Raw genomic sequence first — 8421 nt, 5'->3', positions numbered from 1 at the left:
ACCAGCAATACTTCCATCTTTAGTAATATGACCAATTAAAATGACGGGCACATTGGTTTCTTTTGCAAATTTTATCAGTTCGGCAGTAGTTTCACGTATTTGCGAAATACTTCCTGGTGACGATTCTATATAATCTGTATGCAAAGTTTGAATGGAATCTATAATGACAATTTCTGGTTCAATTTCTTGAATTTGTCGAAAAATATTTTGTGTTTTGGTTTCAGTTAGAATATAACAATTGTCGCCATTTGGCGTAATTCGTTCTGCTCTCATTTTAATTTGTTTCTGACTTTCTTCGCCTGAAACATACAATGTTTTGTAAGGTAGTTTCAATGAAATTTGCAACAAAAGTGTACTTTTTCCGATGCCAGGTTCGCCACCCAAAAGTATCAAAGAACCAGGTACAATACCACCACCAAGAACCCGATTCAATTCGCCATCGCGGGTATCCATCCGGATTTCTTGAGTAGAATCAATTTCTTTGATTAATAATGGTTTTGAGGCTTTTTTAACTTCTGAAGTTTCAGGTTTCCAAGCCGCTTTTTCTTCCTTTTGAATAATTTCTTCAACAATAGTATTCCATTCTTTGCAGGCGTTGCATTGTCCTTGCCATTTTGAATATTGAGTACCGCAACTTTGACAAAAGAAAGAAGTTTTTACTTTTGCCATTTTTATGGTTTCTTTTCTTCGGTTGGGGTTTCGGCGGGAGTTTCAGTAGGTGGAGTTTCAGCTGGAACCTCATCAACAATAATTGCTTTTCTTTTGCCATTTATCTTTTTTGGAAGTCGCGCTTTTATATCTTCGGCTTTATCCATTAACATACTTTTGGTCAAATCGCCAATTTCTTCTTTCATAAAAGCATTCTGATAATATTTCAAAGCTTTTGGCAATTCTTTTCTCATTTCGTAATACATTCCCATGTGGTATTCATACAACATACTTTTGGGATATTGTTGTCCAGAAATTTGTGCCAATTGTTCAAATTCTGCATAAGCTTCGTTTTTTAAAATAGCAGTTTCAATAGCTTTAAAATCGTTTAATCGAACATTCATTTTGATACCCAAAGATTTTTCGATTACTTCATATTTGTTTTTCAAATAATCTGCATATCCTTCTTTCAAAACCACAATTTTTTCATTGTATTCTTGAGTTGAAATAGGTTGAAAAGCAGCAAAAATTTGATATAATGCATTTGGAATAGCACTCAAAACTAATGAATAATGAGAAGCGTTTTTAAAATCGTCAAACTTATAATTGACCAAAGGATTTTTAACCAACATAATATTTTTATCCAATTCTCTAATTTGATCTTGAAATTTTTTCAAATCGCCATCGGCCGTAGCCTGATAATAAAAAACTGAAGTTTTTGAAGCCGCTAGTCTTGCTGGAATTCTAACTTCCATATCTTTAGCCAATTCTGGACTTAAAGAAATGTAAGCGTTAAATTGAGGAATATCTTTATATAAAAACGAATTTAAAAATCCAGCGGTTGAGTCTAATCCGGCTACAATTTTGAATGGTGCGATTCTGTATTTTTTTTCTAAATAAGGTAATAATTCACCTCCAATAAATTCGAAAAAAGCACCTCCAGTTTTGGCTGGAAGACCAGTTTGAACATCAAATTCAGAATCTTCATATCTTTCCTGGTTTTTGTTTTGATGAATTCCAACTACAATCATTTCAGGAATATCGTCCCAATAATTGGCATATAAAATATTCCCTTCAAAAGGATTGAATAAATATTCGCTATCTAAAATAACCAATAATGGAAACTTTTTTTCAGGATTTGATTGGTATGATGTAGGAAGTTTTATTGTAATATCTCGATTTGCATTTAATTTCACAGAACGTATTTCTTCTATAGTAGTTTGAGAGAATACAGAAAGGGAAATGCATAATATAATAAACAAATAAAAATTTTTCATGATAAAAAAGTATAATTGGTTTGAGAGGAGCAAGTTAATAATTTATTTCTTTCTGGTTACAATTGGCAATATTAAAAAAGCAAAAATGCCCAATAAAACTGTAATTAGCAATTGAGAAGTCCAAACTATCCATCCAAATGCGTTTCCTGCTTCGAGCGAAATGCCGTACAGAAATAAAATTTTGGCTATTAAAACTGGGAAAAATCCGAAACCTCCGTTGGTAAAAGTCATTGTTAAACCACCTATGACAAAGGCAACAACTACGGTTCCAATATTAATTGAACTTGTGGCATCCAGAGAAAATATCATCAAGTAAAACATTAAAAAATACGACAACCAAATGAGTAAGGTTAGTGTAAAAAATTTCCATTTATTTGGAATGTTATACACACTTAGAATGCCTTCTTTGAGTCCTTCAATTTTAGATTTTACTAAAATAACAAGATTTAGTTTTGAATATTTGTATAGCAGTATTAAAACTATAAAACTGCAAAAACCAAAAGCCATTAGTAAAAATAATTTTTGGATAGGAATATGTTGCAAAAGAAAGTTTTTAAGTGTGTGGAATTCCATTATTATTGCCACCAAAATAAAGGATAACAAAAGAAATAAATCCACTATTCGTTCGGCAATTATGGTTCCAAAAGCCTTATCAAACGGAACTTCTTTGTATTTTTTTAAGATTAACGCTCTGGAAACTTCTCCAGCACGTGGCACAGATAAATTAACAAAATATCCCACACTAACAGCAAGAAAATTGAGTGTGAAACTTGGATAACTTCCTATTTGTGCCAAAGTATATTTCCATCTGTAAGCTCTTAAAGCATAACCTATTATGGCAATTACAAGTGATACTATTACAAAATTATAATTGGCTGAAATAAAATATCCCTTCATTTGAGCACGCTGTTCCTCAGAAAAAGTACTGTAAGTGTAATAAGTCAAACCAGCTCCAAGTAAAACAGGAATAATAACACCCAAATAAACACTTATTTTTTTTTTCACAATTTTAAGTTAGTGAATTGTCGTTTTCATTTGGAAATACCAACCAAGGTTTGAATGTTTTTGCTACTTCAAAATCCATTCTGGCGTAAGACATAATAATTATAATATCTCCTTTGTGTACTTTTCGAGCTGCTGGACCATTTAAAGTAATTTCTCCAGAATTTCTAGTGCCTTTTATAGCATAAGTTTCAAAACGTTCGCCATTATTGATGTTTACAATATTTACTTTTTCGCCTTCAATTATATTTGAGGCTTCTAGTAAGGTTTCGTCAATGGTAATGCTGCCAATATAATTTAAATCGGCTCCTGTTACTTTTACTCTGTGTATTTTAGATTTTACTACTTCAATTTGCATGGTACAAAGGTAAATTATTTTAATGAAATGTTGTCTATCAATCTTATATTGTTCACAAAAACGGCGATAAATGCACGATAATTTTTGTTTTTACTTTTTCGTTTGCAGGTTATAAGTGTATTTTCATCGGCAATTTCAAAATATTCTAAAGTAAATATTTTTTGTTTTTCGAAAGTTTCAGTAACCCATTTTGTGACTTCAGTGGCTGTTTTCGTACTGAAGAGTTTTTTTGCTGTCTTTAATGCTTTATAAATAATTTCAGCTTTGTTTCTTTCATCTGCCGAAAGGCGTTCGTTTCTAGAACTCATTGCCAATCCGTTTGGTTCACGGTGAATTTGGCACCCAATAATATGTACAGGAATTTTATTTTTTTTTACTAATTTTTTGATGATTGCCAGTTGTTGAAAATCTTTTTCGCCAAAATAAGCATTGGTAGGATTTATAATTTCAAATAGTTTTTTTACAATAGTTCCCACACCGTCAAAATGTCCGGGACGGTGTTTGCCTTCCATTTGAAACTCTAAACCATCATAATTAAAAGATTTAGAAACCGTATTTCCTTCATAAATATCGTCAGCATTTGGTGCGTAAACAATTATTTCGGGGTTTAAAGATTTAATTTTTTCCAAATCGCTTTCAAGCGTTCTAGGATATTTTTTTAAATCTTCTGGATTATTAAATTGTGTTGGATTAACAAATATACTTACTACCGTAATTTTATTGTTTTGCAACGACTCTTTCATTAATGACAGATGACCTTCATGCAAAGCGCCCATAGTTGGTACAAATCCAACATTATCGTTATTCAGTAATATTTTCTTTAAATACGCTTTTAAGTCGGTTTGTTTATCGTAAAAATACATTTTCAAAACATTAAAATTCTATGCAAACTTACTATTTTAGTCGTAATCTGCATAAATTTTTGTAAATTTGCAGGATTTCTATTCTGTAAACAAAACAAAATTAAAAATATGGAGGATAAAAGGATTTTGTATGTATCGTCCGAAGTAGTGCCCTATCTTGCTGAAAATGAGGTTTCTTTAATGTCATATGACATTCCAAAAATGATAAATGATCAAGGCGGACAAATCCGAATATTTATGCCACGTTATGGAAATGTGAACGAAAGAAGGCACCAATTGCATGAGGTAATTAGACTTTCTGGAATGAATTTGGTAGTAAACGATGTAGATATGCCACTTATTATAAAAGTTGCATCTATCCCAAAGGAAAGAATTCAAGTTTATTTTATTGATAACGATGAATATTTTAAAAGAAAAGCAACATTTACTGATGAAGAAGGTGTGTTGTTTCCAGACAATGATGAACGCGCCATATTTTTTGCAAAAGGTGTTGTTGAAACAGTAAAAAAACTGAATTGGGTTCCAGATATTATTCATGTTCAAGGTTGGATGGCCGCAATGCTTCCTATTTATATGAAACATTTTTATAAAGACGAGGCTTTATTTGCTGATACGAAAATAGTGACTTCTGTTTTCAATCAATCATTCGATGGAAGTTTGGATATAGAAATGAGCAAAAAAGTGCAGTTTGATGGTATTCCGCATGCTGCAATTTCAGAACTTGACAATCCAACTTTCGAGAATATTATGATGGCTTCCATCAATCATTCAGATGGAGTTGTGGCTGGATCAGACAGCATTTCTGCAACTTTAACAAAATTTATAGAAGCTTCAAAAAAACCTTTTTTACCTTTCGCCACCAAAGATAAGTTTGCAGAAACTTACACCGACTTTTATAAAAATCAAATTTTAGGTTAATGATGTTTACCCACACTTTTTTAAAAAAACTCTTAGTAGTTTCAATAGTTTTATTTTTTGCTTCTTGCGATAAAGATTTTAATTCATTAGGTTCAGATATTATAGGAAATGAAAATTTCGATTTTGATGTGGCCAATTTCGAGGTCAAAACTTACAATCAAAAAGTAAATGCAATTCAAACCAATAATTTAGCTATCAACCAACTTGGTGTTTACGATAGTCCAACCTTTGGAAAAACTCAGGCAAATTTTGTTACGGAACTTGATTTGGCTGTAATAAATCCTACTTTTATAAATAAAACAACTATAAGTATGGACAGTGTTGTGCTTACTGTCCCATATTTTAGTACAAGAACTGCTATAGATGCAAACGGAAAAGGCACTTACCGTCTAGAGTCTATGTTGGGAAATAGTCCAATGAGTTTGAAGGTATTTGAAAACGGATTCAAATTGGAGAATTTTGGCACTGGCTCGAATGCTGATGTGATACAGAAGTATTATTCAGATCAAGATGTAGATTTTAGTAATAAAAAAATTGGATTTCCAGCTTCCGCAAATGTAGGAACCCCAAATGGCACTAAATTAAATAATGATGGAAGAAATGGTGGCGTAGAAAATCTAGTTTTTGTTCCAAGTGAAAAAGAATTTGTAGTTACAACAATAAATACAGCTCCAACTCCGCCTACTATAAGCAGAAGTGCTCCTCGAATGAGTTTGCATTTAGATACAACTTATTTTTCTAAAAGAATTTTCAAAGCGCCTGCAAGTGCCTTAGAGAACAAAGATGCTTTTAAAGATTATTTTAGAGGTTTGTATTTTCAAATTGAAAACAGTGCCAATGGAAGATTAATGTCTCTGGATTTTTCAAAAGGAAATGTAACTGTGTATTATAAAGAAGATAATGTAGCAGTTAACCCTACATCTAGAGTTCAAAAATCTATCGTCCTAAATATGACTGGCAAAACAGTTAATTTATTCAACAATACATTCAATACAGTTTATCAAACTGCGCTTAATACGCCAAATGTTCAAAATGGCGACGGAAAGTTGTATTTAAAAGGCGGTCAAGGTTCGTGCGCTTTTATTGATTTATTTACAAACTCAAATGAAACACAAGCATTTATTGCCAAAAAACCACTTATTAACGATGCAAGTTTAACATTTACGATAGAAAAACAATTTTCTGAAGGTACCGAAGTAGAGTTGCAACGTATTTATCTTTTTGATGCCGTTACAAAAGCACCTGTTTTTGATTATATTTTCGACAGTTCGACGAATCAAAATGATGCCAGTTTAAACAAAGCATTATACGGTGGAATTATAGAAAAAAATGCTACAGGAAGAGGTACGCAATACAAAATTAGAGTTACAGAGCATGTAAATAATATTATAACTAAAAATGGGCCTAATAATAAATTGTGTTTGGTCGTAACTACCAACATCAATAACCCAAACAATTATTTTCTTAAAGATGAAATTGCTCCAGAAAAGGTTGATAGATTGCCAGTAGCATCAGTGATAACTCCTCTTGGAACTGTACTATACGGAAGTAATATTCCAAATACAGATACAGAAAATTATGCAAAAAGAGTAAAACTTCAAATTTATTATACAAAACCTAATTAATATAAATTTATGTGTGGAATTGTTGGATATATAGGTTACAGAGAAGCATACCCAATTATTATAAAAGGGCTAAAACGCTTAGAATATCGTGGCTATGACAGTGCCGGAATAATGCTTTATGATGGAGAAAATCTTAAAGTTTCAAAAACCAAAGGCAAAGTTGCAGATTTAGAAAATAAATCATTAAAAGAAATTACGACCAATGGAACTATTGGTATGGGACACACACGTTGGGCTACACATGGTGTGCCGAATGATGTTAATTCTCATCCTCATTTGTCAAACTCTGGAAATCTTGCCATAATTCACAATGGAATCATAGAAAACTATGAGCCGCTAAAAAAAGAATTAATTAAAAGAGGATATGTTTTCAAATCGGATACTGATACAGAAGTTTTAATAAATCTAATTGAAGATGTCCAAAAGAAAGAAAATGTAAAACTTGGAAAAGCAGTCCAAATAGCTTTAAATCAAGTTGTAGGAGCTTATGCAATTTGTGTTTTTGACAAACAAAAACCAGACGAAATAGTAGTTGCAAGATTAGGAAGCCCTTTGGCTATTGGAATTGGAGAAAATGAATTTTTTATCGCTTCAGATGCTTCTCCTTTTATAGAATATACTGCCAATGCAATATATTTGGAAGATGAAGAAATGGCTATTGTAAGATTGCACAAACCAATGAAAGTTCGTAAAATTAAAGACGATTCATTGGTTGATCCTTACATTCAAGAACTTAAAATGAACTTGGAGCAAATTGAAAAAGGTGGTTACGATCATTTTATGATGAAAGAAATCTATGAGCAACCAAGTGTCATTAAAGATACCTATCGCGGACGTTTGAATGCAAATACCGGCTTAATCAAAATGGCAGGTATTGATGATAATATAGAAAAGTTTGCCAACGCACAACGAATATTGATAGTGGCTTGTGGAACTTCATGGCATGCAGGTTTAGTGGCTGAATACATATTTGAAGAGTTTGCTAGAATTCCTGTAGAAGTGGAATATGCATCAGAATTTAGATATAGAAATCCAATTATAAACGATAAAGATGTTTTAATCGCTATTTCTCAATCTGGAGAAACTGCAGATACACTTGCAGCGATAAAACTAGCCAAAGAAAAAGGTGCTTTTGTTTTTGGCGTTTGCAATGTCGTTGGATCATCAATATCTAGAGAAACTCATGCAGGTGCATACACTCACGCAGGTCCAGAAATTGGAGTGGCTTCCACTAAAGCTTTTACTACACAAATTACGGTTCTAACGATGATCGCTCTTCGCTTAGCCAAAGCTAGAGGAACACTTTCAAACTCTGATTATCATAGATATTTATTAGAACTAGAAATGATACCTGAAAAAGTTTTGGAAGCATTATCAACCAATGAAAAAGCAAAAGAAATTGCTGCTGTATTCAAAGATGCAACTAATTTCCTATACTTAGGTAGAGGTTACAATTTCCCAGTAGCACTAGAAGGCGCTTTAAAATTAAAAGAAATATCATACATCCATGCAGAAGGATATCCAGCAGCAGAAATGAAACATGGTCCTATTGCTTTAATAGATGAACAAATGCCAGTAGTAGTTATTGCGCCGAAACAAGGTCATTATGATAAAGTGGTTAGCAATATTCAAGAAATAAAATCAAGAAGTGGAAAAATAATAGCTGTTGTTACCAAAGGTGATACACAAGTTCGTGATTTAGCAGATCATGTCATTGAAATACCTGAAAC

The 8421-nt window shown here is 32.3% G+C and carries 8 protein-coding genes; 3 read left to right on the top strand and 5 right to left on the bottom strand.

The features are described from left to right. The 5 genes from RMN92_RS10380 to panC all read right to left on the bottom strand — a co-directional run. Window positions 1–669 (bottom strand): AAA family ATPase (locus tag RMN92_RS10380; RefSeq protein WP_309609378.1); only part of this gene is annotated, 669 nt, incomplete at its 3' end. 2 nt (window positions 670–671) lie between these two features. Continuing rightward, complete coding sequence (locus tag RMN92_RS10375; protein ID WP_309609377.1) at window positions 672–1925, bottom strand: alpha/beta hydrolase-fold protein; 1254 nt, start codon at window positions 1923–1925, stop codon at window positions 672–674. Window positions 1926–1967: 42 nt separating this feature from the next. Further along, window positions 1968–2930 (bottom strand): lysylphosphatidylglycerol synthase transmembrane domain-containing protein, encoded by a 963-nt coding sequence (locus RMN92_RS10370; RefSeq protein WP_309609376.1) that lies wholly within the window; start codon window positions 2928–2930, stop codon window positions 1968–1970. Window positions 2931–2934: 4 nt separating this feature from the next. Beyond that, window positions 2935–3285, bottom strand: coding sequence for an aspartate 1-decarboxylase (gene panD, locus RMN92_RS10365; protein WP_309609375.1), 351 nt, complete (start codon window positions 3283–3285; stop codon window positions 2935–2937). A 14-nt stretch (window positions 3286–3299) separates the two neighbouring features. After that, window positions 3300–4148 (bottom strand): pantoate--beta-alanine ligase, encoded by an 849-nt coding sequence (panC, locus tag RMN92_RS10360; protein WP_309609374.1) that lies wholly within the window; start codon window positions 4146–4148, stop codon window positions 3300–3302. Window positions 4149–4256: 108 nt separating this feature from the next. On the opposite strand from panC, the gene RMN92_RS10355 reads away from it, so the two are divergent. The 3 genes from RMN92_RS10355 to glmS all read left to right on the top strand — a co-directional run. Further along, entirely contained in the window at window positions 4257–5066 is an 810-nt protein-coding gene (locus RMN92_RS10355) for a glycogen/starch synthase (RefSeq protein ID WP_309609373.1), read from the top strand. After that, entirely contained in the window at window positions 5066–6691 is a 1626-nt protein-coding gene (locus tag RMN92_RS10350) for a DUF4270 domain-containing protein (protein WP_309609372.1), read from the top strand. Before RMN92_RS10355 ends, RMN92_RS10350 begins: the two co-directional genes overlap by 1 nt. Window positions 6692–6700: 9 nt before the next feature. Next, window positions 6701–8421 (top strand): glutamine--fructose-6-phosphate transaminase (isomerizing) (gene glmS / locus RMN92_RS10345; protein WP_309609371.1); only part of this gene is annotated, 1721 nt, incomplete at its 3' end.

Origin of the sequence: Flavobacterium sp. (assembly GCF_031363805.1) — a bacterium.
Classification (GTDB): domain Bacteria; phylum Bacteroidota; class Bacteroidia; order Flavobacteriales; family Flavobacteriaceae; genus Flavobacterium.
Note: the sequence above shows the minus strand (reverse complement) of the source record. Positions and strands in the feature narration are given on the sequence as shown.